The sequence below is a fragment of the Faecalicatena sp. Marseille-Q4148 genome (assembly GCA_018228665.1).
In the GTDB taxonomy this organism is placed as follows: Bacteria; Bacillota; Clostridia; order Lachnospirales; family Lachnospiraceae; genus UBA9414.
On the sequence record CP073692.1, the window covers coordinates 1821118 to 1847292 of the forward strand.

Annotated in this window: 23 protein-coding genes and 2 pseudogenes; 1 reads left to right on the top strand and 24 read right to left on the bottom strand. The window is 48.3% G+C overall.

Annotated features, from left to right (window positions below):
- Nucleotides 1-7 precede the first annotated feature (7 nt).
- The 6 genes from KFE17_08665 to KFE17_08690 all read right to left on the bottom strand — a co-directional run bounded on the left by KFE17_08665 (nucleotide 8) and on the right by KFE17_08690 (nucleotide 4360).
- Nucleotides 8-601 carry a hypothetical protein gene (locus tag KFE17_08665; protein ID QUO33669.1) on the bottom strand — a complete coding sequence of 198 codons (594 nt, stop codon included), beginning with the start codon at nucleotides 599-601 and terminating at the stop codon, nucleotides 8-10.
- A 192-nt stretch (nucleotides 602-793) separates the two neighbouring features.
- Nucleotides 794-1162 carry a cysteine-rich VLP protein gene (locus KFE17_08670; GenBank protein QUO30980.1) on the bottom strand — a complete coding sequence of 123 codons (369 nt, stop codon included), beginning with the start codon at nucleotides 1160-1162 and terminating at the stop codon, nucleotides 794-796.
- A gap of 5 nt (nucleotides 1163-1167) precedes the next feature.
- On the bottom strand, nucleotides 1168-1551 hold the full coding sequence (locus KFE17_08675) for a hypothetical protein (GenBank protein QUO30981.1): 384 nt from the start codon (nucleotides 1549-1551) through the stop codon (nucleotides 1168-1170).
- Nucleotides 1548-3656, bottom strand: coding sequence for a DNA topoisomerase 3 (locus KFE17_08680; GenBank protein QUO30982.1), 2109 nt, complete (start codon nucleotides 3654-3656; stop codon nucleotides 1548-1550). Before KFE17_08680 ends, KFE17_08675 begins: the two co-directional genes overlap by 4 nt.
- A 3-nt stretch (nucleotides 3657-3659) precedes the next feature.
- Nucleotides 3660-3785 (bottom strand): DUF3789 domain-containing protein, encoded by a 126-nt coding sequence (locus tag KFE17_08685; protein ID QUO30983.1) that lies wholly within the window; start codon nucleotides 3783-3785, stop codon nucleotides 3660-3662.
- A 65-nt stretch (nucleotides 3786-3850) separates the two neighbouring features.
- Nucleotides 3851-4360, bottom strand: a complete 510-nt coding sequence (locus tag KFE17_08690; GenBank protein ID QUO30984.1) for a DUF1273 family protein — start codon at nucleotides 4358-4360, stop codon at nucleotides 3851-3853.
- A gap of 149 nt (nucleotides 4361-4509) precedes the next feature.
- Between KFE17_08690 and KFE17_08695 the strand changes: the two genes are divergently transcribed.
- The gene (locus KFE17_08695) at nucleotides 4510-4824 is read left to right on the top strand and encodes a helix-turn-helix transcriptional regulator (GenBank protein ID QUO30985.1); all 315 of its coding nucleotides are present in this window, start codon (nucleotides 4510-4512) and stop codon (nucleotides 4822-4824) included.
- A gap of 119 nt (nucleotides 4825-4943) precedes the next feature.
- Here the strand turns inward: KFE17_08695 and KFE17_08700 are convergent, their stop codons facing one another.
- From KFE17_08700 to KFE17_08785, 18 genes and pseudogenes are all read right to left on the bottom strand, one after another.
- Nucleotides 4944-5357, bottom strand: a complete 414-nt coding sequence (locus KFE17_08700; protein ID QUO30986.1) for a deoxyuridine 5'-triphosphate nucleotidohydrolase — start codon at nucleotides 5355-5357, stop codon at nucleotides 4944-4946.
- Nucleotides 5354-6061, bottom strand: a complete 708-nt coding sequence (locus tag KFE17_08705; GenBank protein QUO33670.1) for an FAD-dependent thymidylate synthase — start codon at nucleotides 6059-6061, stop codon at nucleotides 5354-5356. Before KFE17_08705 ends, KFE17_08700 begins: the two co-directional genes overlap by 4 nt.
- A 55-nt stretch (nucleotides 6062-6116) precedes the next feature.
- Complete coding sequence (locus KFE17_08710; protein ID QUO33671.1) at nucleotides 6117-6434, bottom strand: hypothetical protein; 318 nt, start codon at nucleotides 6432-6434, stop codon at nucleotides 6117-6119.
- Nucleotides 6435-6517: 83 nt separating this feature from the next.
- Entirely contained in the window at nucleotides 6518-7516 is a 999-nt protein-coding gene (locus KFE17_08715) for a nucleotidyl transferase AbiEii/AbiGii toxin family protein (GenBank protein ID QUO30987.1), read from the bottom strand.
- Nucleotides 7513-8130: a hypothetical protein gene (locus KFE17_08720; GenBank protein QUO33672.1), complete on the bottom strand. Its 618-nt coding sequence runs from the start codon at nucleotides 8128-8130 to the stop codon at nucleotides 7513-7515. The genes KFE17_08715 and KFE17_08720 overlap by 4 nt, the downstream gene beginning before the upstream one ends.
- Before the next feature lie 181 nt (nucleotides 8131-8311).
- Nucleotides 8312-8794 (bottom strand): hypothetical protein, encoded by a 483-nt coding sequence (locus tag KFE17_08725; GenBank protein QUO30988.1) that lies wholly within the window; start codon nucleotides 8792-8794, stop codon nucleotides 8312-8314.
- A 62-nt stretch (nucleotides 8795-8856) separates the two neighbouring features.
- Nucleotides 8857-13767, bottom strand: a complete 4911-nt coding sequence (srtB, locus tag KFE17_08730; GenBank protein ID QUO30989.1) for a class B sortase — start codon at nucleotides 13765-13767, stop codon at nucleotides 8857-8859.
- A 39-nt stretch (nucleotides 13768-13806) separates the two neighbouring features.
- Complete coding sequence (locus KFE17_08735) at nucleotides 13807-14919, bottom strand: DUF4366 domain-containing protein (protein QUO30990.1); 1113 nt, start codon at nucleotides 14917-14919, stop codon at nucleotides 13807-13809.
- Nucleotides 14909-15154: a DUF4315 family protein gene (locus tag KFE17_08740; GenBank protein ID QUO30991.1), complete on the bottom strand. Its 246-nt coding sequence runs from the start codon at nucleotides 15152-15154 to the stop codon at nucleotides 14909-14911. Before KFE17_08740 ends, KFE17_08735 begins: the two co-directional genes overlap by 11 nt.
- Nucleotides 15155-15172: 18 nt before the next feature.
- Nucleotides 15173-17851: a peptidoglycan DD-metalloendopeptidase family protein gene (locus tag KFE17_08745; GenBank protein ID QUO30992.1), complete on the bottom strand. Its 2679-nt coding sequence runs from the start codon at nucleotides 17849-17851 to the stop codon at nucleotides 15173-15175.
- A gap of 33 nt (nucleotides 17852-17884) precedes the next feature.
- A pseudogene (locus KFE17_08750) lies at nucleotides 17885-18118 on the bottom strand (conjugal transfer protein TraE).
- A gap of 161 nt (nucleotides 18119-18279) precedes the next feature.
- Nucleotides 18280-20163: pseudogene (ltrA, locus tag KFE17_08755) on the bottom strand (group II intron reverse transcriptase/maturase).
- 732 nt (nucleotides 20164-20895) lie between these two features.
- Nucleotides 20896-23148 carry a conjugal transfer protein TraE gene (locus KFE17_08760; GenBank protein QUO30993.1) on the bottom strand — a complete coding sequence of 751 codons (2253 nt, stop codon included), beginning with the start codon at nucleotides 23146-23148 and terminating at the stop codon, nucleotides 20896-20898.
- Nucleotides 23048-23482, bottom strand: coding sequence for a PrgI family protein (locus tag KFE17_08765; protein ID QUO30994.1), 435 nt, complete (start codon nucleotides 23480-23482; stop codon nucleotides 23048-23050). Before KFE17_08765 ends, KFE17_08760 begins: the two co-directional genes overlap by 101 nt.
- Before the next feature lie 36 nt (nucleotides 23483-23518).
- Nucleotides 23519-24229, bottom strand: a complete 711-nt coding sequence (locus KFE17_08770) for a hypothetical protein (GenBank protein ID QUO33673.1) — start codon at nucleotides 24227-24229, stop codon at nucleotides 23519-23521.
- Nucleotides 24230-24261: 32 nt separating this feature from the next.
- Nucleotides 24262-24819, bottom strand: coding sequence for a DNA methyltransferase (locus KFE17_08775; protein ID QUO30995.1), 558 nt, complete (start codon nucleotides 24817-24819; stop codon nucleotides 24262-24264).
- Entirely contained in the window at nucleotides 24819-25271 is a 453-nt protein-coding gene (locus KFE17_08780; protein QUO30996.1) for a SpoVG family protein, read from the bottom strand. The genes KFE17_08775 and KFE17_08780 overlap by 1 nt, the downstream gene beginning before the upstream one ends.
- Nucleotides 25272-25309: 38 nt before the next feature.
- Complete coding sequence (locus tag KFE17_08785) at nucleotides 25310-26173, bottom strand: hypothetical protein (protein QUO30997.1); 864 nt, start codon at nucleotides 26171-26173, stop codon at nucleotides 25310-25312.
- Between the last annotated feature and the right edge of the window lie 2 nt (nucleotides 26174-26175).

Here is a 26175-nt window from a genome sequence, read left to right on the forward strand (position 1 = left end):
TCCCTCCTTATCGTTCCTGCTGTTTGGAAGTTTGTTGCTTTTTTACCGGGTCTACCAGTTTTGTTGCTTTTAGCTGCTGGCGGAGAGAATTCTTATGCTCCGGTTCGGAATCTGTGATGTTGACATATTCGCCAATGATACAGAGCGCTTCTCCATAACTGCCGGAAGCAAATACCCGATCAGACATTTCTTTTGCCTGTTCTTTCAGACCATGCTCCCGCAAAGTACGAGAAGCAATACCCAGCAGATTAAAAATGTTCCCATCTGCTCCGATCAGTGGACAATCCGGTTTATCTGCCAACGCTCCCGGTGTTTCTATAAATCCGCCTAAATAATTCGGCCCAAAGCCCGACAGCCATGTGCCACCATAGACTTCATGGGTCTGTAAACGCCACAGGGCAAGTTTTCCTATATCCAGTTTCACATCATCAAACGGGTAAAGCAAACAGGTCAGTTCGCCGTGCTGAAAAGTGGCCACATTCTCAAACTGACTGCCATCTTTCAATATGCCTGCATTTGTCAGCATTTCATTGATCCCATCCACCCATTCTGTCAGATCCCCGCCACAGCCCTGTAAAATCAGTCCTTCCTTATCGGTCATACGACGAAGATCCTCTGCGGTAATCGTGTTGATATTCAAAAAATCGCCTCCTATCGTTTTTGTTAAAATATATGTTTTGTCCGCAACTTAACCTCATTTCAAAGCACCGGAGTATTCTTATATAGCTCCCTTAAAAACAGGTGCAAAAAACCCTTAAAAATCAAGGACTTTTAAGGCTAAATTGCGGACATATCATGGTTGGTTTTGCCGCTTCCTACGTTTGCGTTCCCGCTCGGATTTCCGTCTTGCATAGATCCGGCAGGCATCAGAACAATATGCCTGGCTAGTTGTAGGAAGATACGCCTTTCCACACACAGGGCATATTTTCTGTCTCATGGAGGTGTCCTCGCCGGTAATGGCTGATTCCAGTGCTGCATCCACCGGCAGCACCGCTTTTTCAAAGTACCTGCAATAAGCACCGGTCCACCATTTATTCAGCATATAGCAAGGACTGTTCAAAGGAAGGCAGATCTTATCCTGAGAGTCATAGTTGGCGCAAAGCTCCGTAACCAGCTTTCGGATCGTAGCCCGCTCCGAGCGGTTCAATTCTCTCTCCGCCATAACGCCTACCTTTCCGGGGCTCTGCTTTGCCGACCGCTGGAAATTTCGGTTGTATCAGTAACATTCCTAGGCTGTGAAAGGGCATCGGCGATAGAGTTCCGCTTTTTCTGTTTTGGTTCATGGTAAATAAAAAGTTCATTTTTTCCTGGTACATACAACAATCCATTTTCTTCGCAGCGGAAAATATCACATTCTTTGTCTGTTGAAACGGTATAAAAGTCTTTGTAATCATAAGGTGCTTTTTGCCGATCCTGATAGGTACACAGCCCTAAGTTGGGGTCACTTGCCAGCCGTTTCGATATGGCGAAAAAGTCGACTTCTTTTTTGTGAAATTTTCGTATGGGCGTGAAGTGATAACCGCCATATTCAAAGGTTTTTCGATCGCTCATTTACGCCTGCCTTTCTTTACTGGAAATTCCAGCTTGAAATTCACATATTTACCGCCGGTATCATCCAGAATCACTTCCGCATCATAGGTCCTTCCTGTTTTTTCACTGTAAAGCCCGGACATAGAAATGCGGCCCTCTTTCAAAAGAGCCGCTGCCACAGACTTTGTGATAGATTTTTTCTTGCTGGAAAAGAAACGGTTATCTTTCCAAAGAGCAAAAGAACATTCCCTGTTGCCGCAGAAAAAACCTTTCTTTCCTTCAAATACCGGGGCACCGCAGCGGGGACATACCCCCACGGCTTCGTGTGCAGTTCCTTTGGAAGAAGGAAACAGATCCGCAAAACGTTCTTCCGGGGTAGTATGTTCTTTTACCAGCGTCCGGCTCATATCTGCAATCTGATCCATAAAAGATGTTGCCGACAGTTCGCCATGTTCCACTTGTTTCAGCATGGATTCCCATTCTGCAGTTAAGATGGGAGATTTGATATTGTCCGGCAGGACTGCGATCAGGTTCTTTCCTTTTTCCGTAGGAATGAGCTGCTTTTTCTTTCGCTGTACAAATCCGGCAGAAACCAGCTTTTCCAGTGTTGCCGCACGGGTAGCCGGAGTACCCAATCCTTTACGCTCGGCATCTTCCGGCATATCTTCCGCACCGGCAGTCTCCATAGCGGACAGCAGTGTGTCCTCCGTATAGTGTTTCGGCGGTGAAGTTTTCCCTTCACGGAGACTTGCTGATACAGCTTCAAAAGTCTGTCCTTCCTTCAGCACAGGGAGAGCGGCATCTTCATTTTCTCTGTGTTCCGTTTCACTCTGCCTGATACTCATACGGTGAATCCGTTCCACCTCTTTCCAGCCGGACTGTAAGATGGTCTTTCCTTTTGCCGTAAAAGTATATCCCTGGCAGTCTAACATAGCGGTGACCGCTTCAAACCGGTTTGCCTGCGTTGTGGCACAAAGCAGTCTGACGGCAAGCAGGGTAAGCACATCCCGCTCCCCGGAAGGAAGCTCCGACAGGTCTGTCCGTGCAATCTCCACAGTTGGGATGATGGCATGGTGGTCGGTCACTTTGCTGTCGTCTGTTACCCGGTCAATGTCCGGCTCTCCGGCGCAGCCTTTTCCAAAGGGCATATTGTCACGCAGCCATAGGATCAGGGAAGCGGCGGTTGCCTGCATGTCCTTCGTCAAATACTGGCTGTCCGTTCTCGGATAGGTTGCTAGCTTCTTTTCATAGAGAGATTGCACATAATCAAGGGTCTGTTGAGCCGTATAGCCATAAATACGGTTACATTCCCTTTGCAGAGTTGTAAGGTCATAAAGGCGGGGAGGCTGTATAGTTTTTACCTGCTTTTCCGCAGAACGCACAAAAGCGGAGTTGTGGTCACAGTCCATACGGATTTTTTCAGCCTCGGATCGTTCCGTCATTTTTTCGCCGGAAGCAGTAAAACCTCCGCAGGTGATTTCCGGCACATAAAAAGGCCTGCTGATGAAGGATTCAATATCCGACTCACGCTGTACCAAAAGTGCCAGCGTCGGTGACATAACACGGCCGACATTTAGTGTGACACCATACAGGACAGAAAAAAGCCGGGTGGCATTGATCCCGATCAGCCAGTCGGCTCCTGCCCGGCATACTGCCGCATCATAGAGTTTATCGTAATCACTGCCGGGACGGAGATGGTCAAAACCCTCACGGATCGCCGCATCCTCCATACTGGAAATCCAAAGGCGTTCCATAGGCTTATTACATCCGGCATATTCATAGACCAGACGGAAGATCAGTTCTCCTTCACGCCCGGCATCCGTAGCGCATACCACAGAATCAACCCGTTTGTCCTTCATCAGCCGGCACAAAAGGGCAAGCTGCTTTTTCTTATCCTTTGGAACTTCATATTTCCAGTTTTCCGGTAGGATCGGAAGGTCCTCATACCGCCATTTGGCGTACTGTTCTTTGTAAGCCTCCGGCTGTGCCAGTTCCAAAAGATGTCCCACGCACCAGCTCACCAGATAACCGGAACCTTCGAGATAACCGTCTTTTCTTTCCGTTGCGCCTAATACTGCTGCCAGTGACATAGCAACAGAGGGCTTTTCTGCAATCACAAGTTTCAATTTTTATTCCTCCTTCATAGTTTCAAATTCTTTATCCGCAAGTTTTCCGGTTTGCATAAGACACATCAACATAACGCCGGAAGCCATTCCTCCGGCAAAGGTAAGGAAATGTGAAATCAGGTTCCACATAAGCATTCCTCCTAAAAATGGGTAAAGAAAAACGCCCACTTCAAAGTGAGCGCATCAACAGGTATCTATTTTGTTTTTGGTTTCAAGTGATCCGGCAGGACGATCTCTCCAACCGGGATTTCCCGCAGTTCCTTTTTCATCCGATGGGTGAAGCGGATCGTCTTTGCCGTACCGCCGGTTTCCCGTCCGTCATATACAGCGATCACTCGGTCGGAGTGCTCCACCATATAGCGGTTTCTGTGGGAGTAGACGCTTGGGAGATATTTTTCCTGTATGACAACAACATCCGCACAAGCCTCCAGCAGTTCACGGGTTCTTGTTTTCTTATTCAGGCTGTCCAGACGTTTGCGGTAAGGGATCACTGCGATCAGCTCCAGCGCCGGATTAGTCTGCTTTCTTTCCAACACCAGCTCTGCAAAATACTGATCCACGCCATCTGCAAAGCCACTCATAAAACAGGTAAATCCATCTGTAACGGCAGCATCGATCTCATGTTCCAAAGCGGCTTTTATTTTGTTGATCTCATTCTGCGGCAAATCCCTGTGTCCGGTAACACAGCAAGTCTTTCCTTTCATCGGTCATCCCTCCATCTGATAGGTAAAATTCTTCACTTTTCATATAGTAATAGATTTAATTTAGCAAGTCAACGATAATACCCTTTTTCCTTTTGCGGATAATAAAGGGGCGTGAGGTACAATCTATTACAGAATGGGAGGTGAAGGCGATGTATGAAGATTTTGTCCCGGAACGATTAGCGAAGCTGCGGACACAAAAAGGAGTTTCCGCACGCGATATGTCTTTATCGTTAGGTCAGGCAAACAACTACATCAATAATATTGAGAATAAAAAGTCACTTCCCGCTATGCAGTCTTTTTTCTACATCTGCGAATATCTGGGTGTGACACCGCAGGAATTCTTTGATGAAGGAAATACCTACCCGGAAACCTTAAAGGAATTCATTGCAGAGGCAAGACAGCTTGATCCTCAATCCATGCAATATATCCTCGGTATTATGAAAGAACTCAATAGCAGAAAGTAAGCGGTCACGGTAATGGCCGCTTTTTTCGTGACTTTCTTTATTATATTTTATAATGTTCTCGAAATGTCCGCTCCCTATACCGATAAGTATTCAAAAACTGTTCTCCAAACAGCCTTTTTCTATTCGCCGGTACTGCCAAAGCTGCCGGTTCCTCGTTCTGTTCCCAGATCGGTTACAAAATCCGCAATGACGATCGGCGTGATCACAAGCTGCCCGATACGGGCTCCCTTAAAAAGAGACTGCGCCTGATTGCTTACATTGCTGATGATCGCATGGATCTCTCCACGGTAGCCGGAATCCACAGGTGGCAGTTCACAGACCAGACCTTTTACCGCCATACTGGTACGGGGAAAGATATATCCCGCATACCCATCCGGTATTTCCAGTCCAAAACCAAGAGGAATTTTGGCGATTTCTCCGGGCTGTAAGGTGCAGTCATAGGGCAGATAAACATCTGCTCCGGCATCATTGCCATGCGGACGGTAAGGACGCTGGTGCTCCGGTACGCCAAAGTCAATCAGTTTTATTTTCATCGGCAGCCTCCTTCCCAAAGAGCAGGATAGTCTTTTTCTAAAATATCCTCCGGCGTCATATCTGCCTCCAATTTTCGCCCGCAGGTCATTTTACCTTCCAGACATCGATCCATCTGACAAAAAGGCCCGGTCAGTGATGGGGCAAACAAAGCAGGGCTTAGTTCATAAAGTTCTTTCCAGACCTTTAGCAGCACAATCCTTGTTTCATCAGTATTTCTCCGGCATACCCGCTGGCTGATGATATGTTTCCACTGATAAGGGGTGGCGCTGATGAGCAGTACATTCCGTAATCCCTGGGGCGTGGCATAGCCGGCCGCATCGTGCCCGCTTCCGGCAGTGCACAGGGCTTCATAACATTTCATGCTTTCATGACAGCTTTTTAAGTACAATTCCCGTACCACTGCCGGAGCCGTCATAATAGAATACGGGACAGCGAAATCCGCCTGTCCCGTATAGTTGCTGTACTGCAGCGATGCACTCATAAATTTTACTTCGTTCTGGTGGCGGGTGATCTGCGCCAGAAAACGCCTGCTGGCGCCGACAATGGCTACCGTGATCACCGCAAATTTCTGGATGGTAGGATGGGGAAGCGCCCCCATAGCTGCTACTGTCTGAACGCTGAATGATTTTTCGTAGAGCTCCATCAGGTCGTCCATTGAGGCAATCTTATGTCCCTGTTGGGTAAGCCTTGCCGCAAAGACCATGTTTTTTTCTGCTTCCGCTACCGCCTGGCAGTTCAAAATTTTTACTTCGATTCGTTTAATTGGTATGTCCCTCCTTTACAATCGCTTTCAGTAAGAACAGATAGTTCAGACTGTCTGTGATCTTTTCGTCCCATGTGTCCATCGGGTAAACCGTTTCCTCGGCAAAGCACATATCGTACAGAGAAACAATATGCTTTGCCAGCATACCGGCAAGGGCACGCTGGGGCGTTGTGTGCTGTAAAGCTGCCGCTGCCTTAAATGCACCCAGCCGGTCCGGGTCATCCCCGGTGTATTCTTTGGTTTTCCGTTTCAAGGTATCAGCACAGAGCCGCACCTGTTCGTCAAAAACGGCATTGACTTCATTTTGCGTAATATAGCATCCCTCCTTTGAAAACAAGAAACCGGCTATTCTAAAGCATCTTAGAATAGCCGGCAAATAAATGGATATGTAATTGTTTATAGTGTATTGATCTCTTTTTCCAGTTCCTGGACCGCTGCTATGACTGTCTCAAATGTCGGAACATCCCCATACAACATATCCTGCATAGAGTTATAGTCCGCTTCCAATGCTGCAAACCGATATTCCGGCGGGAGTAATTTTAATGTGCCCGGCACAGCCTCCGGGTACTTCGCCCATGATCTGGGATAGAATTTCATTTTGAAATCTACAACTTTCTTCAGGAGGTCAAGCCTGGAAAAAGCAGCTTCTTTAACCGGTGTTGCAGCCATGCGGTAGAGATCATAATAATGTCTGGAATACCGCTGCGGCATTTCCAAATGTTCCGGTCTGTTCGCTTCATGGTGCAGGATTGTGGCTTTTTCCCAGAAGGTCCGTTCCGGGGCAACGGTAAGGATTGCGGTTTCTTTTTGCTCAAAAATCTTCGGATAATATTTTGCCGCGTATGGTTCGATCAGCGCTGTTTTTGCAGGAGTCCACGCTGCCAGCGCACCAATCTCTAAACGGATCACCTGTAAAGTCGCCGTATTCGTAAAAAGGTGCGGATAGGCGAAAATGACCGTCTGTTTATCCTTTTCATCTATGTAGACATTTGCTTCACAACCGATTTCCTGGGATAAGCCGGCTTTGACTGCCGGGCAGAATGTTTCGGACAGAAATACCTCTGCACGCACATTGGCTTCTTTGTTAAAAGCATCCTGTTTTGTATTGGAACGTTTCTCCCATGGTTCATCTTTGCCATATCCCAATACACGCCAGTCCAGAATCAAATCAATATCTTCTGAAAACCGGCTGATCAGGTGAAAGGCTTTTGAAAGGCTGGTACCACCCTTAAAGGTGATGGACTCTTTCCATGGTGAGCGGTGAAATAAATAATCCAGCGTAAAACATACCCAAAAGTCTTTTTCCACGATGGCATCATTCAGCCCCATTTTATCTGCTGTATTTCTGAACAGCTCCCTGCGGTCGTTATCTGAAAGTCTTGCTATATTTCTCATTGTACCTTTTCACCTCCACAAATCTGCCGTATCGTATCGTAAACCCAATCCGTAGACTCGGTTGCTTCCTTCAAACAAGCCTGTTTATCCTTGTCTGTCAGTTTTTCGGAAAGCATCTGTATGACTTCTGGCGTAACATTCGATCTGCCAAGCGTTTTTAATGCCTGTATAACCAAACTTGTCATATAGGACAATCCGGTAATCTCCTTATTGGTCCGGTGCTTAAATTCCAGCTTTGTAGAGTTCCACTCGTAGGTCTTATATGGACCATCGCTGATATAGGACCATACTGCTGTTACCTGTGTTGAAAGACCTAACAGGTTCAATGCTGTATTCCCACATGGGGCAATCGTCCAGTGATAACTTCGTGCCAATGCGTTCGCCACCGCTTCCGGGTCTGCCGCCACATATTCATCCAGAAGTTTGCTATATTTTGGTTTTTCATAAACTCCTTTCAAAATACGGCGCAATGTTCCTGATTGCACTAAACGGCTTAAACTTTGACGAATAGTGGATGTATCTGCAATATCCGCAAAATCAGACATCACAAAAACAGTTCCATCTTCAAGAGAAAGAACACGCTCTCGTATTCGTTTTGTATATCCGTTGTCCACAATACCGCCTCCCTTCATGTCACGAATATTATATATTATTCGTGACATGATTGCAATAGGTCCTATTCCTCTTATTTTGAGTGTTCCCATTAAAAATCTGATTTATACATCAAAAATCAAAAATTTTGCAAGGCAGTACAGTTTTCATATATGTCACATATTTTATATATTATTCGTGACATCAGGCAGTTGGCAGGTAGATCCAGTCGTGCATCAGGCACACGCTGGGTTCATCCTCCCTGGGAACCAGACGGTAGGTACATTCCCCATAGACCGTGCGTTTGTCCTCGATCTCCATGCCATAGGCTTTATAAAAGCGGTATTCCAGATTGGAGATAATACAGCGCAGGGTTTGCAGAGCCTCCCTTTGAGCTGATACGATCAGGTCACGGTCAATGCTGCGCTTCAAAAACAGCAGCGATTTGTAAAGCTGTACCTCTGTGCGGTAAGGGCGGCAGTCTTTCGTTTCCAGCCATCCGCAAAAAGCGACCGGTCCGCTCTGGATCACACTGCGGTCCGGGTGATAATACTCATAGCAGTCCAGGTTTGCCGTATTCAGAAGATAGAGCATTTCCCGGACTTCATTTTCCGGCATGTCGTAAAACCGCAAAAGCGAGCGGTAAAGATGGACATAGCCGGGAATGGAAATCATGGTATTTACCATAAAATAAAATCCTCCTTGTAAACAGCAGGTGCGGGAGCTTTTGCCCCCGCACCGTCTAAAATCTATATTTCGTTATCTACTTTCACGAGTTTTCCCATGACAAGAAAGCGTCCTGTGCCGCCCGGCGTACAGGTAGAAAGGGTCAGTACCTTATCGCTGCAGGTCACAGTCACATCACTTTCCACCGCAGAACGTTCCTTCATAGCTGTAAGCCAGGTAGTATAAGCACCGTCATCCTTCCAGGAAAGCTGCCAGGGAGAAGTTTTACTGCCGGATTCTTCCGGTTTTGCTGCAAATGCCGTAAAGATCTCCATGACATAACCCCCCTTCGGAGTAACGAGATACATCTGCCTGTGAGTATCAAAGTAACTTTGTTCATCGTACCGGTTCAGCAAGGCAAACATGGAACCATCCCGCATATTATGACCGTAAATGATCGTATTGCGGTCTGAAAAATCTGCCCGGTTTTCATAGTCGGCAAACAGGCAGCCAACCTTGTTATAGGTCCCGTCATAAAGATGGTTCAGGTAATACTCGTTGTTGTCGGTATGCGTCACCGGATAATTGAGCACCGTATCAGGAAGAGAAAGCCATCCGATGATGTCCGGTCCATTTTCACGGAGCGTTTCAAAGTCTACCGAAGGCAGGACAATATCGGCATCGTCCCGTTTTGGTTCTGTCGGATCGGGTGCCGACTCCGGGGAAGCTGTCTGCTCCGGTACTTCCACATATCCGGCAAGATCTCGATAGGCATCTTTACTCTCAGCATACTGGTTCAAGTCACGGAACACCAAAAAACCGCTGCCAAGAGCCACCAGAACGCAGAGTGAAAGGACAGAAACCCCGACAGCCGTTCTTTTCGGGGAAGTCCTGCTGTATTTTCCCTTTTTGAAATAATACACAGCAAATACGCTGCCACCGATCAGTACGGCTGCCAGCAGTCCGCCATACAGGAAAATATACGGATCATCCCCGGTCTGCGGTACCGGCTTTTGAGGGGTGGAAGGATTGGAGGGAACAGAAGGCTTTTCCGGGTTCTTTGGGTTATCCGGCTTTTCCGGTTTTTCATTAAAGAACTGGACTGTAGATGTCTGATCTGCCTTGATCTCCACCGTAGCGGCATCAGGAATGATGTAATCCTTGCTTGCCCGGTTTGCAACTTCTGTTACGGTATAAATACCGACACGAAGGCCCTTAACTTCAATCACGCCGGATTTTGGAGTGGTGAATGTCTCGCAGTAGGAGCCGTCCGCACTCTTAACCTCGATGGCAAAACCATCTTTGCGCCCGTCGCTGGAATCCTTTGTGATCTTTAAGTTGCCGCGGTAAGCCTCATTGGTAAACCCGTGCCCGGCTTCTCCATTTTCCACAACTGCGACCTGTCCATCTTCTGTGATGGAAAAATAGTAAGCGTTTGAGTCAGGCTGATAGCCCTCCGGCGCTTTGCTTTCTTTGATAAAGTAGCCGCCAGCCAGAAGGTTTTCCGCCGTATGATAGCCTGCATCGGTTTCTTTCAGCGTACCGATCTTTTGATCGTCAGGATCATATTCCTGGTTGGCGTTGGAATCCGCATACAGGTCGAACACTGCACCGGGCAGGAAGCGCAGGAAAGAATTCTTGTCTTTCTTATCCTCCTTTTCCACAGGGGACGGTTCCTCCACAGCTTCGGTTTTAGTTACCTGCACACTGCCGCGGATCAGGGTGTTTTCCACACGGATCTCGATATGCTGTCCGTCTGCACCGATATATACATGGTGCTGCTGCGGGCTTACCGTATAAAGGTCAGGGGCAGAGATCTCCTTGACGATCCAGTGTCCGTAAGGAATGTTCTCAAAGGAAAAACTGCCGTCTTTTCCGGTAATAGCAGTAAGCAGCGCATTTTCTTCAGTAAATTCTTCGGTATCAGGTCTAAACAGACCCATGAGCGCACCGGCAAGCGTGACATCCTCGCCGCCTTCCGGGTTTTCCCCGACTTTTACACCGTCTACACGCCCACGGAGAAGTTCATTGGAAACAGCCTCGCCTTCATTGACAAGGATCTGTACCAGGGCGGTTTCCTGACCAGCATACTCAAAGACAACCGGATATTCTTGATCCGAAAGGATATAGGCGCCGTTGGTTGTGCGTTCCTTGACATAATAGCTGCCAAAAGGCAGGTCGGAAGCGAAGGAAGCGCTGTAACCGCCGGATTCCTCAGACGAAACAGAGACCACTTCCAGAAGTCCACCTGCCGGGATTACGCTGCCATCTGCCGCCGTCAGGTCTGCGGAAGCATAAAGTCCAAAGGAAATATCCTTATATTCCTCGTTCATGCCAAGACCGAACAGGTCATCGGTCTCCATTGCCTTGAAAAGTGTGACATCCACTTTCTGGCGTTCGTCATAAAGACCGGCCGCTGTCTGTGTAACCTCTATGGTCTCACCCGCATAGGTCAGTTCCACATATTCCGGTTGAGGATTCAACACACAGCCGGAAGGCGCCTGACGTTCCTCCAGACGATAACGGCCAAGATAGAGAGACCCGCTTTTCGCTGTGCCGTCCTCGCCGGTCGTAAGTGTTTCCACAACCATATCTTTTTCTGCCCGCAAGGTACCGTCACCGGTATAAATATCTTCATCTGCGATCACATCATAGACCGCTCCAGGAAGTCCGGCAACCTCATATACCGGTTGGTACAGTCCGTCGTTTTCCTGGACAGAAGCAAATACTTCTCCGGTCTTTGTGATGGTAAGCTGGCCTTTCTGCGGCATATTGTACTGCGTGACCGTCACAACCGCCTCGCTGCCGTCAATGGTAAACGGTACCGGCTGGTCGGAAAGCACATAGCCGTAAGGAGCAGCTACCTCATAAAGTTCATAATCCCCGGCGGCCAAAGGCTCCGGCAGCATCAGCCAGCCCTCGTCAGAAACATAGAAGGTATTCAGTGTTTCCGGGTTCGGATAGTAGACGGTCTGGGTGATAAATTCCCCGGTGGAAAGATCCTTGATCTGAAAACCGGTTCCGGTCACAGGGATAATCTTTCCGGTCTCTGCGTCACATTTTTCAACTTTCAGACGGGCTGTGATGGTGCGGTTGTTCAGGATATAGCTGTAAGTCTTTCCGTCAGAGGAAATGAATACCGTAAAGTCCGGGACAAAGGCTTTGCCTTCCTCGCCTGCGATCTGATGGACCGTATAATGTCCATAAGGAAGCGGTTTACTGGAAGCAAAACCATCCGCATCCGTGGTAAGAAGGTCACGTTCACTTTCCTTTGCCGCGTCATAGCTCCCGGCTGCCTTTAAGTAAACTTCAAAGACTGCGCCTGCTTCCGGGCGTTCGATGATACCAGCATTGGGATCGTCGGTATTTTCGCCCTCAGGCACATCCGGGTCCAGGTCATCGGTGTGCTTGACAAGCTGGATACTTCCGTAAATAACCGTTTCCGTCACCTGATTTTCTGTGGCATTGAGTTCCACTTCATACAGGGAAGGGGATGCACCCACTTCATAAATGGTTTCATTCAGAAGATACCCGGTGCTCGGTTCGATTTCCCGGATCGTCCAGCCATCCCCGCATACATAATAGCGGGTCATAAAGCTGCCATCCGGTCCGGTAGTATAAGTGTCGATCAGTTCGCCATCACGGAAGATCCCATAGGCCGCCCCTGCAAGCGTGGCATCCCCCTGAGCATTTCCGGTGTCAGCATCACTCTTTACCACATGGACGCGAAATTTCTTCAGAATATTGCTGAAATGTACCGAAGAAGTTTGTCCGCTTTCAATGGTCACGTACTGTGCGGAAGGGGTCACATAGCGGTCCACCGGCAGCTCTTTTACCAGATAGGTTCCCGGCAGGAGCTTCTTTTCAATCTGGCCGTTTTCTCCGGTCGTGACTTCCTCATTGACTTCATTTCCCAAAATGTCCGTACCGGAAATATGGAAGGTGATACCGGAAACAATGCCGTCCTCACTGGTCTTGACAAGTTTTGCAGTACCGTAAGTTTCCGTTTTGATCTTTACAAAGAAGGAAACCGGATCGCTGGCGCCGGTCATCATGGTCTGGTAGCCTGGTCTGCCCCAGATCAGCATGTCATTTGCCACCGGGATATTCTTTCGGAATTCAAACAGCACCGGGTCCATCATCATCTGCCTGCTGGTAAAGGTGTATTCATTTCCGTTTCTTGTCACAGAAACGCCGCTGCCTTTCAAAGCCTCCAGGTCGATCTTCAAGTTGTTGGTATCTGTGACCGTCAGGGTATAGACCTTTTTTTCTACATCCCATTTCAGTTCCAGTTCCGGTGCTTCGCTTTTCTTAGAAGAAGTAAAGGAAGGGACTGTGGAATGGGAAGCGACCTGTGCCAGAATCCAGTCATAGGCTTTTTCAGCCGGTCGTCCGGCGATCACGCTGAAATACTGGTCACCATCTGCGTGGCCGTTTCCGTGGCGGTTGTACGGATCGCTTCTAAGCTGCTGCTGGTATTCCCAAAGGATGATCTGGGTTGCCATCTTATAGTCATCCTCGTTGATCCCGGAAACAGGGAGCGCCGCACCGGGTTTCCAGCCATAGATCGCAGTCAGGGTGATCCCCCTCCTTGCCTCGGCAGGAAGCAGGTTCAGGTATTGGCTGTTGGTCCCGCTTTCTGAAACATAGGTGTTTTCCGAAGTATGGTAAGGAATCCCGCTCTCCACACAGTAAACCTGATGGCTGATCCCGTCAGAATCCGTCAGCATATAGTGCCGGTAAGCATTGCCCCCGGAACTGGTGTGTACGTCGATGGTTCCGTCTGCATGGTAGGCAAGATAGGTGTAAGGTGCCGGGGCGCGGTAGTGGTTTCCATCAGAGCCCACATACTGGTCGCCCAGCCAGGAGCTTGCCGTTTGTCCGACAGACATGGCAAAAGCCTGAGCCGGAAGAAGCCCCAAAATGCTTGCCATACAAAGCAAAAACGCCAACAGCTTGCGAAAGCCGCGGCGCCTGGTTATGATATGTTCCATGAAAAAATCCTCACTTTCATAAAATCTAAAAGGACAGCCTTATTTGCTGTCCTTGTCGTCAAAATCATCCTCGGAAAGATATTCCGGTTCCCCGTATGCCTCATCCGGGTCAAAGCCTTCTCCATAACCGTCATCCTCAAATTCCGCATCGTCCTCGGCCTGCTGTTTCGGACGCACGATTTTTACATAGTAACCGATCCCGCCGACCGCAAGTAAGGCAGCAAGGATAAACAGGATCGTGCCGACACTGCCGGTCTCTTTCTTCGGCTTTTCCGGTTCAGCCGGTTTTTCGGTTTCCGTCGGCTTTTCTTTTCCTTTGCAGCCACTCAAGTCATTTTTGCAGACCGGACAGCCGGTATTGACTTTTCCTGCCTCACATTTTTCGGTGCAGCTGCAGCTTTCTTCCTGGGGAATCATGCTCATGCTGCCATTGTTCTTTTCTGCAAGCGCCATCAGGTCGGACTCTGTGACGCCGTTTAAGAAGTAGACATTGTTATCTTCCCGTTTCCCGTCGATCACCAGATAAAAGACATTGCCCGCGTCCGTAGTGATGGTGTAAAACTGTTTTTCCCCATCCGTACCGCTGATATTGTCCTGTACCGTTCCGGTGCCTTCCGGGGTAAATGCACCTTCCGGGATCGCAGAAGTATTTTCCTGCTGTCCGGTACTGTTATCTGAACCGGAAGAATTTCCGCCGCCGGAAGGGGTTGCAGCGTTTGAGCCGGAAGGTTTTTCTTCCTTAGGCGGTTTTGTCTGTGTACCGGACGGACTCTGGGGTGCTGCCGCAGCAGGTTTCTTTTCAGGAGCCGGTTCTTTGTAATACGGATTATCCAGCTTTACCACATCAGAACGGTTGCCGGCATAATCTTTTGCGTATATGCTTACCTGTTTTTCTGTTCCTGCATAATCTTTTAGTGCAACCGACGCTTTCCCATCGGTGAGGGAGTTGATACGGTTTTCATCAACAAAGACCGCCTCCACGCCGGATAGATCGTCACTGCTTTCTATTTTCAGGGCATCGCCCTCCAGGGAAGCAGTCAGCGTTGGCGGTGTGGTGTCTTTGGAACCGCCGGCATGAGCCGTTACAGGTAATGCGCTGACACTTACAAGAAGCGTAAGCGCCAGCAGCAGGGAAAGTTTTTTAAGCCTCATGCACATCCTCCTTCTCCTGCGGTAAAACAGTTTCCGAAGGGGCTGCCTGCTGTGATTTCAAAAAATCCGCAAGCTGCTGGGGCGTCAGTTTGAAACTGCGCGCCACCGCCACATAATCGGTATTTTCCAGTTCTGTTTTCTGTTCCTCCAGCTTATGGAGCTTTGCCTGCATTTCCGCAATCTTTGTTTTGGTCTTTTCAATTTCCTTTTCCAGTTTTTCAATTTTAGGATTCAATTTATTACCTCCAATCTGTTAAGGCAGACGCCCAAATGTATAAAAATGCTGCTGCCAGTAGCTTGTATTGATGTTTGCATAAGAAATCGGGTCTCCACAGTGGATCATCATTCCATTTCCCACATAGATTCCTACATGGCTTGCGCCGCTGGTGTTGTAGGTTCCCTGGAAGAAGATCAGGTCGCCCGGTTTTGCATCCGCACTTGATACCGGCGTACATACACCTAAAAGACCATCCGCGGTCAGCCTTCCAAAATTCCAGCCAACGCCGCAGTTGTTGATCACCCAGGACACATAGCCGGAACAGTCAAAGGAAGTGGAAGGGCTTGCGCCTCCCCATACATACGGATAGCCAAGATATTTTTCCGCCTCGGCCATCATTGCGGCAAACTGTTCATCTGCAAGGGCTTCCGGTGGAATGTCATAATCGAAGTAGTTTCCTGTGCCGCCTGAACCAACTTCCGGCAGGTGCCGTTCGCTGGTATCGCCGGTATCGGCAAAATACAGGGGATTCAAATACTGGCCGTCAACCAGGACTTCTAAATGCAGGTGGGGACCGGTAGAATTTCCGGTATTTCCGACCTTTGCGATCACATCCCCGGCTTTGACTTCCTGCCCGACAGAAACAAGGATCTGGGAACAGTGCCCGTATTTGGTCGTCAGGGTATGTCCTTCGTATGCCTCGCCTTCAATGGCAACACATAAGCCATAACCGCCGGCATTTCCCGCAAGGGTGACCGTTCCGTCATGCCCGGCAAGGATCTCTGTGCCCTCCGGCATTCCGATGTCCACACCGGTGTGATAGTTCTTTTCCCCACTGATGGGATGTACCCGGTAGCCGTAATAGCTGGTCACATAAGGGAGCCAGTTGGTGCCAAAGACATTTTTGACATACTGGCGGTTTCCTTTTGTCTGCAGCAGGATCTCGCAGATCTCTTTCTGGTCTGCGTTCATCCGGGAAACGACCAGGTTTTCCAGAGGTATAACCGTGAGTTTGACATTTAAGATGCGCCATTCATAAGGCACTTCCTCCTGGGTTTCTTCTCCGGTTTCCGGGTCAACGGAAGTTTCTGTGCGATAACGGATCTCGGTTTCTTCTGAAAAGGACAGGGTATATTGTTCCTGGAAAAGCTGCTGCAGCACACTTTCCACTTCATCGTAAGTAAATCCCTGATAAGCAGAAGTCAGATACCCCATCAGCACATACGGGTCATGCTCGATTGCGCCCAGGTTATACCGGTATTCGTCATAGCCGGGGCGGTCTGATTCCACCCGGTCTATTTCCATTTGCAGATCCGTTTCCCACTCGGTATAGGTAAGCTCCGCCTGGTTGATGTCCTGATCATCTGCAAGATAGGTAGAAGCAGCCAGACTTCCCAAACCGCCGGTCCCGATATTGGAGAACGTGGAAAACAGGGACGTGATCAGGAAAATTACCAAAAGGAGAAGCAGGAGGACAAGGCAGATCACAGGGTGCCGTTTGACCGCATGGACAATACCGACGCTGACCCTCTCTGTTGCGACTGCGGCATTTTTGGCCTGTTTCCCGGCTTCACGGGCAGCCTTGGCATACTGCCTTTTCAGTTTTTGTTTCTGCCACATCCGGGCAAGCACATGTTTCTTCAGATCCGGGTGTTCGTTAAGAGCCTGCCGGTAGGCAAGTCTTGCGTTCGCCTTTGCTGATTTTTGCTGTAATTTTGCTGCCTTTCGGTAGGGAGCGGTTTTATGCCGGTGATATGCCGTGCGAAGCCCTGCCTCGCCCACAAGTTCAGAGCGGTGGGCTGCTTTGATCCCCACATTTTCATCCTCTGCCTCATAAATCTTTTTATGGGCGTAACCAATGGCAGTATTGGCGCCCGCCTTGACCGGACGCAGGGGTACAGGTCCTTTTACATGGGCCTTTTGGGATTTAACCTCCTTTTCAAATTTTAAGTGTTTTTTGGCTTTTCCGGTCTCCGGGTCGGAAACCGTCCCCATGCGCAGTTTCTTCCGGGCCGGCAGTCGGTTTTGTGCCTGCTCTGCTTTTTGTGCAGTCCGTTCCGCCTTCCGTCTTGCATGGGTGAGCTTTTTATCCTCTGTCTCCGGCGGTAGTTCATCCGCAGTAAATTCCAGCTTGGATGTTTTTGGCGGTTCGCTATCCACACACTTTTCCTTCTGCGCTGCCTGTTCCTCCGCCTGTGCCGCTTCCTGAAAACGCTGCTGATATTTGTTCCCATGCTGATGTGTCCGGTAACGGTGTTCCTGACCGGATCTGTCTGTGCTGTCCGGTGTGGCTGAGCCTTCGGAAGAAGGAGCATATTTTCCGGTATCATGGTCTGTCACATCCTCTGTTACAAAAGAACGCCTGGAAGCCTCCTGCCGGAAATTGCTTCGCCCGTTTTCCTGTGTCGGGGACTCTGTTCCGGCAACATCCGGTATCTCAAAGCGATCCGAAAAAACATCCAAAGCGGCTGCATAAGCCTCGCCCTGTTCCAGCAAGGACACCGGTGTTTCCGGTGACAGATGGGAAAATTCCGTCTGTACAGGGATGTCCTGCCTGTGTGTCTTGCCGTTGACAGAAGAAGGGGTGTCCCGTGCCCTGCGCAGGTCAAAATCCTGTTCGGTCTGCCTGGCTGCCGGTTGATCTTCCCCGTGGGAATCACGCACCGGCATCCGGGTATCTTTGCGCTTCCTTTGAAATTCCCTGTCGTGTGCCATTGTTCTCACCTCCGATCCATTTTAATTTTTGTCTCACGCTTTGGTCCCCGCTACTTCATCCGGTCTTGTGGTAAGCACGCTGTACAACAGTGTGTCCTTCGGGAAGTGGTCCACAAAGGGGATGATCACATTTCCAAAGAACAAAAGCCCCTCGCCGGGACCAGAATGGGTCACATAGGAAAGCTGGTGCGGGGAGATCCCCAACTGCTTTGCCAAAATCTGACGGTCTCCCTGGGCCTGGTTGAGCATATAGATAAAGTCTGAGTTCTATAGTGATAGGTAAGCCTCTGATATCATCTCGGGCTTTTCCCCCACTCCACACCGTGCATGCGACTTTCACCGCACACGGCGTTCCATCGGTTAGTATTTTTCATTGTCTAAACAATCAACCTTTGAATAGAATAAAAACTGTAGTAGTTGAAATAAGATTAAATAGGTTGCATGGAAGCCAACTCACGAAGGTGGTTAACCTTTATAAGCTGTTTGATATCTAGCTGTAGTAAATCCATATATTTGTAAATAGTTTCCGCTTTTGAAGCATGAATGAGTTTATGTACGGAATTCTTTATGAGAATAAGATTCTCATAGGCATCCGTACCGCCTAAATGTCGGGGTAACTTATGATGGCAATGAATTTCCCCAACAGAGGAGAATTCAACACCTGTTATAGCACATTTTCCCCATTGGGCTGAGAAGAGAGATATTCGATTGTCTGCGTATTCCGCACTATTGGAATAGGCTGGTTGACGCATGAGAGCCAACATCATAGGGATGTTGATTCTCAGACAGTTGTGAATACCTTCTCGTCCTTCGGGAGTGTAATAATTCCAGCTCTTCTTACGGAAAAGTGGGTTTTTGTGCTGTGTGTATCCTATTGGATACACGGGCTCATTCGTACCAGCGACATATCGCATCATTTTGGATTTACCAAAACGGGCTTTTTCAAACTCCGTAAGCTCTCGCCCTGTTTTCACAAGACGGTTGCCTGTGCGAGTGCTAAGCCTGTTTGTCAGCAAGGTCATGACTGTGCGGTTTAGGGAAGCACAATCATGATTAACATGTGTGGCGATACAGTAATAATTCTGCATGCCAGTAACCATACTGTTATAGAGTCTGATTTCCCCCTGTTCGCCATATATTTTGCGAGGGTGAACGATTCTCTTTGCCTGTTCTTTAAGCTTCTCCCTTTTGTGCTCGAGATTTTTATCTGCGATATGAGATATAACCACGAGTTTGTTGCCTTTTCTGTGAACTTTCATTTTGAATCCGAGAAAATCAGAGTAATGATTTCTTACATTGACAATCCTCGTTTTCTTTTCAGAAATTTCCAGTTTGAGCCTTTCTTTCAGCCACAGAGTGACTGCACATTTGGTGCGTTCAGCGGAGTCCTTTGTCCTACAAAAGATTCGAAAATCATCTGCATAGCGAACAATGAACATTTCCTTCAGGTTAGATTTCTTAGCCTGTCGAAAGCCGTTTTCAGGTCTAGCATTCCGTTTGCAAATCGGACACCATTGCCATTGACTTTCTACCCAGTGGTCTAATTCGTTAAGCACGATATTAGCCAGAAGTGGCGATATAATACCTCCCTGTGGGGTTCCTTTGTCGGGTGTGATAAAAGTCCCATCTTCCAGTTTGATTGGTGCTTTGAGAATTCGTCTTATGACAAATATCAGTTGCTTGTCATGAATACCCATAGCCCATATCTGTCGTATCAGCTTGGCATGATTCACGTTATCAAAGAACCCTTTTATATCGAATTCAATGACATAGTGAAGATTGGCATGTTGAAGTAGCTGATAACTTCTTGCTATAGCGTTCTCAACCGAATGGTTCGGTCTGAATCCATAGCTGTTTTTGCTGAACTTAGCCTCACAAACAGGTTCCAATACCTGTTTGATACATTGTTGAACAAGTCTATCCCATATACACGGAATCCCTAAGGGTCTCATTTTACTTGGGTCGTATGGTTTTGGTATCTCCTTACGCCTTACAGGTTTTGGGCGATACCCATGTTCACTTCCATTAATAATAAATCTAACTTTTTCAACAACCTCATCGGGGGAACATCTTCCAATGTCCTCGATTGTGAGATTGTCTGTGCCACTTGTTTTACTTCCCGTATTTTTCTTGATATTTCTGTACGCTAGAAGAATGTTTTCCCGTTGAAGAATGACAGACATTAAATCTGTAAAAACTTCTCAGTTCAAACTTGCCTGGTATAGATTATCAATCGTATTCTGCATTCCGTAATACTCATTGTGACGCAGATTATCCTCACAGAGCAGTTGCTTTTTCTTTTTCATGGTCATAAGGCATCACTCTCCTTTCTTGGGAAAGTGTCCCTTTTTGTCATACTCATAATCCTTATAAGATTGAATGACAACAATTGTTTCTAACCGACTAAAGCCCATTCCTCGAGCCCGCCTTTTTCGTAGGGCTGTCGTAGGTTCGAGCTTCGCTTTTCAGCACAGATTAGGCGGCTTATATGATTCGTCCGCAGATTGCTTATGAGCAACTCTGTACCTTTCCACGTTCCGATAATTCTATCTGTGCATATATCCTTAGGTGTTCGCTATAGTCCTGTCAGCTTGATTGTGCCTGTAACACAATACGGAGTTTCATATTTTCGATTCTTACTACACCGCACTGACCCACAATTAAGTGTCCATACATTTCTATATGGTAAACATCTAGACCCGTACATTCGCGGTTTTCGTCAGTCCGTCGTGGACATTCTCACCATAGATATTTTATAGACTCCCGACGTGTCATCTGCATACAGTACCTCTACCGCACTTTCGACAGCTGTATTTCTACACTGTTTCGGCAGACTTCCGCCGACTTTATCGAGCTCCAGACCCCAACCATTACAGTCGGAGCCGGTCGAAGTATCAGAGAAGGCATTTCAAGGCGTTACCCCATCATTCTACCTTTCGAATTATCAGTTGTTACTTACCTCGTAAGAAGGTAAGTCCGACGATTTTAGCATCGCATGGCCATAAGTCCATGAAGTTTTACCCTCATAGAGCGATGTTTGTGCGTCAACGTGTCGCACCAAAAATGTTCTCGATCTCACGGGAAGCCAGAAGGTCCTTGACGTTCTGCGTTAAACCTGATGGGATTCCGCCCCATTTACGGAAGCGTTTCCAGATCTCCACGCTGAAACTTCCTGTCTGCCCTTTCAAAAGAAGGTGGAATTCGTCGATATAGAACCAGGTTGTTTTATGTTTGGAACGGTTGGCCGTGACACGATTCCACACCGCATCCTGCATGATCAAAAGCCCGATTTCCTTTAAGGCTTTTCCCAGTGATTTAAGCTGGAAACACAGTACACGGTGTTGATCCATCTGGATATTGGAACGGTGGTTGAACACGTTAAGGGAACCATTGACATAGATTTCCAGCGCCGTTGCGATATTCTGTGCCTCCGGTTCAGACTGTTTCAAAAGCAGCTCGTAAAGATCGCCTAAGATCGGCATATTTTCCGGGCATGGGTTCTGCAGGTATTCCCGGTACACCAGTCTGGTACAACGGTCGATGATCGTCCTTTCAATAGGGGAAAGCCCTTCTTTGCCGCCGATGATAAGGTCACACAGCGACAGGATAAAATCACTTTTCAAAGTGATCGGGTTTTCATCATCGGAATAGTCCAAGTTGATGTCCATCGGGTTGATGTAGTTCGTGGAAGTAGGGGAAATATCAATGACCTGCCCCTGGGAACCGAACTGCTGTACCAGCGGCCCATATTCATTTTCCGGGTCAGCGATAATGATGTCGTCCTCCGTCAGAAGGAACACATTGACGATCTCACGCTTGGCAGAGAAAGATTTACCGCTTCCTGGGGTACCGAGAAACAGCCCATTGGGATTTTTCAGCGTTTTTCTGTTCGCCATGATCAGGTTATTGGAAAGGGCGTTCAGGCCGTAATACAACGCCTCGCCCTCCTGGAACAATTCACAGGTGGTAAACGGTACAAAGATCGCTGTGCTGCTGGTCGTAAGCCCGCGCTCAATTTCAATCTGGTTCGTACCAAGAGCAAGCGAGGACATAAGCCCCTGTTCCTGCTGGTAATCCAGCCGTTTTAAGGCACAGTTGTATTTCTGTGCCACACCCGAAGCGGCAAAAATATCATTGAACAGCTTTTGGCGTTTGGCTGCGATATTTTCCACCAGTACCGTCACAAGGAACATGCGCTCATTGCGGCTCTGTAAATCCTGCAAAAGATTTTTGGCTTCCTCTCCATAGGTGGCAAGGTCGGTGGGAATGATGTCCATATCATACCCGGATCGGACCGCTTTCTTTTGTTCCTCAATGGTCATTTTCTGCAGGTCCGACATTTTGCGTTTGATGTTTCGGATTGCCTGTGCCTGGTCGATAGACTGGATATGCAGGTTGACGGTCACGGCGTCGTTTAAGTCAAGAAGATCCGCTAAAAGCCGATCAGTAAGCTCCGGCGCCAAAATCTGCAAAAAGGAGACAGCACCGGAATGGTCGCCTACCCGGAATGTCTTTCCATCCTTTGAAAAAGACAGCCCGGATGGGGAAATGAAGTCTTTGGTAGAAAGACCGGTCTTAGGCAGATCCGACCACTGGAAATGAAATTTTTCCTGACCGTCCGGGTGAAGCTGGCTGTGAAGAAGTTCCAGACGTTCCAGTCCGTTTAAGGATCTTGCCTGGACTCCAAGGGTTTTGAAATTTGCCAGTACATCCGTTTCAATGCGTTCCAGACGCATTTTCGCAGTACGCAGGTCATCTGCCTCGATCCCAAAGGTAATGTATTTGCGTTTGGTGAGACCGTTATTTCCTTTCTGCAACTGGTTTTTTAACATATCCCCGTATTCCTTGCGGATTCCGTCATACTCGTCGCCGCGGGGAGGGATGTCAATGCTTCTGGTAAAATCCTGCATATTGGCCCGCTGGTTGATAAAGGTAAGCTGCACATGGATCGAGGCGTCGAAGTAATTTAAGAAATCGCAGTAACCCTCGAAGATCTGTGCTTTATCATCTGCCTGTGCAAGCTGATAGTTAATATCAAAAAATTGCACCGTTTTGGTGTAAAGGGTATCGGTCAGCCGGCAGATCCCATCCCGGTACATTTCACGGTAGGGAATGCTCTGCTGGACCGTCTGCGGGGCATCTGCTTTCAGCCCGGCAAAAAAACCGCCTTTTTTAGACGGCTTGGAACGGGCAGACTTAGTTTTGCCCTGCTTTGCATCGGCTCTGGTCTTTTTGGCCTGCCTGATGTTTTTTTGCAGACGCTTTTCCTGAGCTTCCTGCTGCTTGTTTTTTGGCAATCTTTGTAACCTCCTTCTTTGACATAGATTTATACAGGTTATCCGTCCTGTATGGACGGTCCTTCGGCCAGAGCTTATAACGGAGCCGGTTCTTCAAGATCTTTTCTGCCGGCTGCCCGTCACGCTCATACATGGCGAAGAAGAAAAAGGGCATCATCAGCCCGATCATCAAAAGTACAGCCGCCGAATTGCCGATCGCCCCGCGGGTAAAGAAATACACCGGAAGGCCGACAAGCCCGGCAAGGCTGAAACAAATAAGCTGGCGCTTCGTCAGATTGAAGGCCAGCTTAGTCTTAACTTTGGTTAAATCCTTTGGTACAGGTACATAAGGCATCTATACACCTCCCATCGTAATATAATTTCCGGCCCATTACCGTGCACCGAAATCGCGTACCGGTTTCTCCACAGCCGGACATTCCCGCACTTCCTGAGCCGCATTTTGCAGCCGTGCCAGGACAGAAACAGCCGGCTCTCTCTGACACAGGTATTCCTGGCTGTCTCGGATTCCGGCAATATTTTCCCGAATATCCATATCCACGTCGAACACATCTGAAACCGGCATAAGCCAACGGTCTGCAAAGTATTTCAAAGGATTCTCAAGCGCCAGCACATCATCCAGCATTTCATCCCCGAACTCAAACTTTGTTGTCAGATAGGAATACGCCTCCTGCATGGCTGTAATTTCAGCAGCTTTTTCAATTAAGGATTCCTTATCTCTTGACATAAGGCTTTCCCGGTAAGCAAAGTAATTCTGTCCCAGCCGTTTCATCAGGAGCGTATATTTGTCCTGTGCGGAAGGTTCGCTTGTGAAATGTTCAAATTTTTGCGCTGCATCAATTTCTTTGAGAAGATCGCAGATCGGGAAACTGTGTTCATGGTTATTTTCTTCCCAACACCATCGGGCTACATCCAACGGGTCCTGAAAAGAAAGAAGCGCCTCTACTTCCGCCGGAGTAAATACATGCTCAACCTTCAGATAATAGTGGAGTTCCGAAAGTCCCTGTAACTCGTAAATACTGCCGATGTTCTGTGCATCCAGCATATCCGCATGAACCTTCAAACACTCGTCCAGCCGTTCCATAAGCAGCCGCTTTGCATCTTGTTCTATCAAAATCACCCCTTTCGCTCCGGCATAGTCAGCGTACAGTTCACTTCATTGCCCCATACATCCCAGCCGGGTGTCTTTTGTCTTGCAAACAGTTCCACTCTGGGCTGATCGCCCATGAGTTTTACGATCTTATCCCGCACCTCGTCCGGTTTCTTGCTGTGCTGCTCAATATGGGAGATCACAAACTGATGGATTCCCGCACATTGGCGTTTCGGACGGCCTCTGGTTGCCAGCAGGCAGACCTCCGCGTTTGAGCGGGTCCAAAAGCCCATGCCATAAAACCAGCTATCCGCTTTCCGGTTCTGTTTGAGCCATAGAAAAGCCAGCGTTTTATATTTGAATCCCCAGGCATCGATCACCCGGAAGGCTTCATTGAGCTGCGGGAAGGTCGCCCACAGAAAAAGGGCACTGTCTTTTGCGGCAAGTTCCGATACCGGCAGGGCACAGATTTCTTCAATGCTCATTGTGGGGTAATGGTTTTCCGCAACGCCGCTTCCATGTTTCCTGTCATAGCGCCATGGCGGATCGGCATAGATAATGCCGTACTGTTTCGTTTCCGGCATTAGCGAGCCTGCTCATTCTTAGATGTGGCCGGTTTGGCCGGCTGTTCTTTGACCTTACCGGCATTTTCTTTCAATGCACCGGTCAGGGAAGGTTTTTCCGCTGCTCCCTTTGTCGCTTCAAGAGTTGCCTGCAAATTTTCAATAGCCTGCCCGTACCCATCGATTAAGGCATCGTTGAGCTGCTTGCGGAACTCTGCCGTAACCGGCCAGCAGACATCTTTCCAGTTGCCTCCCTTATCCTGGGTTGCGGGCATATTGACATACAGCCCCTTTTCACTGGAACAGATACGGAAGCCGTCAATCTTAAAGCATCCGCCAATCGTAACATTGGCAAACGCCAGCAGGTTTCCCATTGGGGCGATCGGACGCACGCGGACATCCAGCTTCATGCCGTTTGCCATTTCCGGCGTCTGTGTCTCCGGCGCCATTTTTTCTGTATTGGTTTTACTCATATATAAAATCCTCCTTTTTAGAATTGGTTTTGTTCATGCTATCTTGCATTAAATATGGATTTGGATAACGAACCTGTCTTAAACAGGGCAAAAGCCAGCAGTACCGTATAACCCGCCGTTCCCCAGATCGCGCCGTGCACGTCGCCGGACGATGGGATAGACTGGACCAGCACTGCATAAATGGCAACACAGATCAGAATCAAAAAACCCTGAAAACCCAGGGCAAAAAGGGAACGCAGATACCCGGTTCCCATTTGTCCCCATTCCCGGTTTGCCATTGTGGAAAACGGGATCGGTGCAAGGCTCACGGTTAAATAAATCTCGATCATACGGCCATATACAATGACAAAGATCACGATGGACAGTACCCACATACACAGATTGATGATGTTGGTTTCCAGCCACAGTCCAATCAGTTCCCACATTCCCATTGCTTCAAGCTGGGTTTCCAGATCAGACAACGCCGCCTGCACATCCAGGTTCCCGTTTATGACACCGGCACTTTGCGACACCACATTTTGGGCCACATCAAAGACCGCCATCACAATCGTAAAACAGTTGGTGAGCAGGTAAGTGGCAACAAAAGTCTTGAAAATCCACTTGAAGATGTTGAATGTATCGAATTCGTGCATGTTGTTCTTTTCGAGAATCATCTGGATCAGTTCATACACCAGAACAAAGGTCAGGATCATGCCCGCAATGGGAATGACGACAGTTTCCGAAAGATTTTGGATCATGGAAAATACGCCGCCATTCCAGCCCTGCGGGGTCTGTCCTACTTGATTTGCCACATCCGCAACCTGATTGTTGACGGAGTTGAAAATGCTGGTGTACTGTCCGGTGATCGCATCGATCAAGCCCTCTTTAATCCAGTCTGTTATCCGTTCAAACAGACTGCCCATAA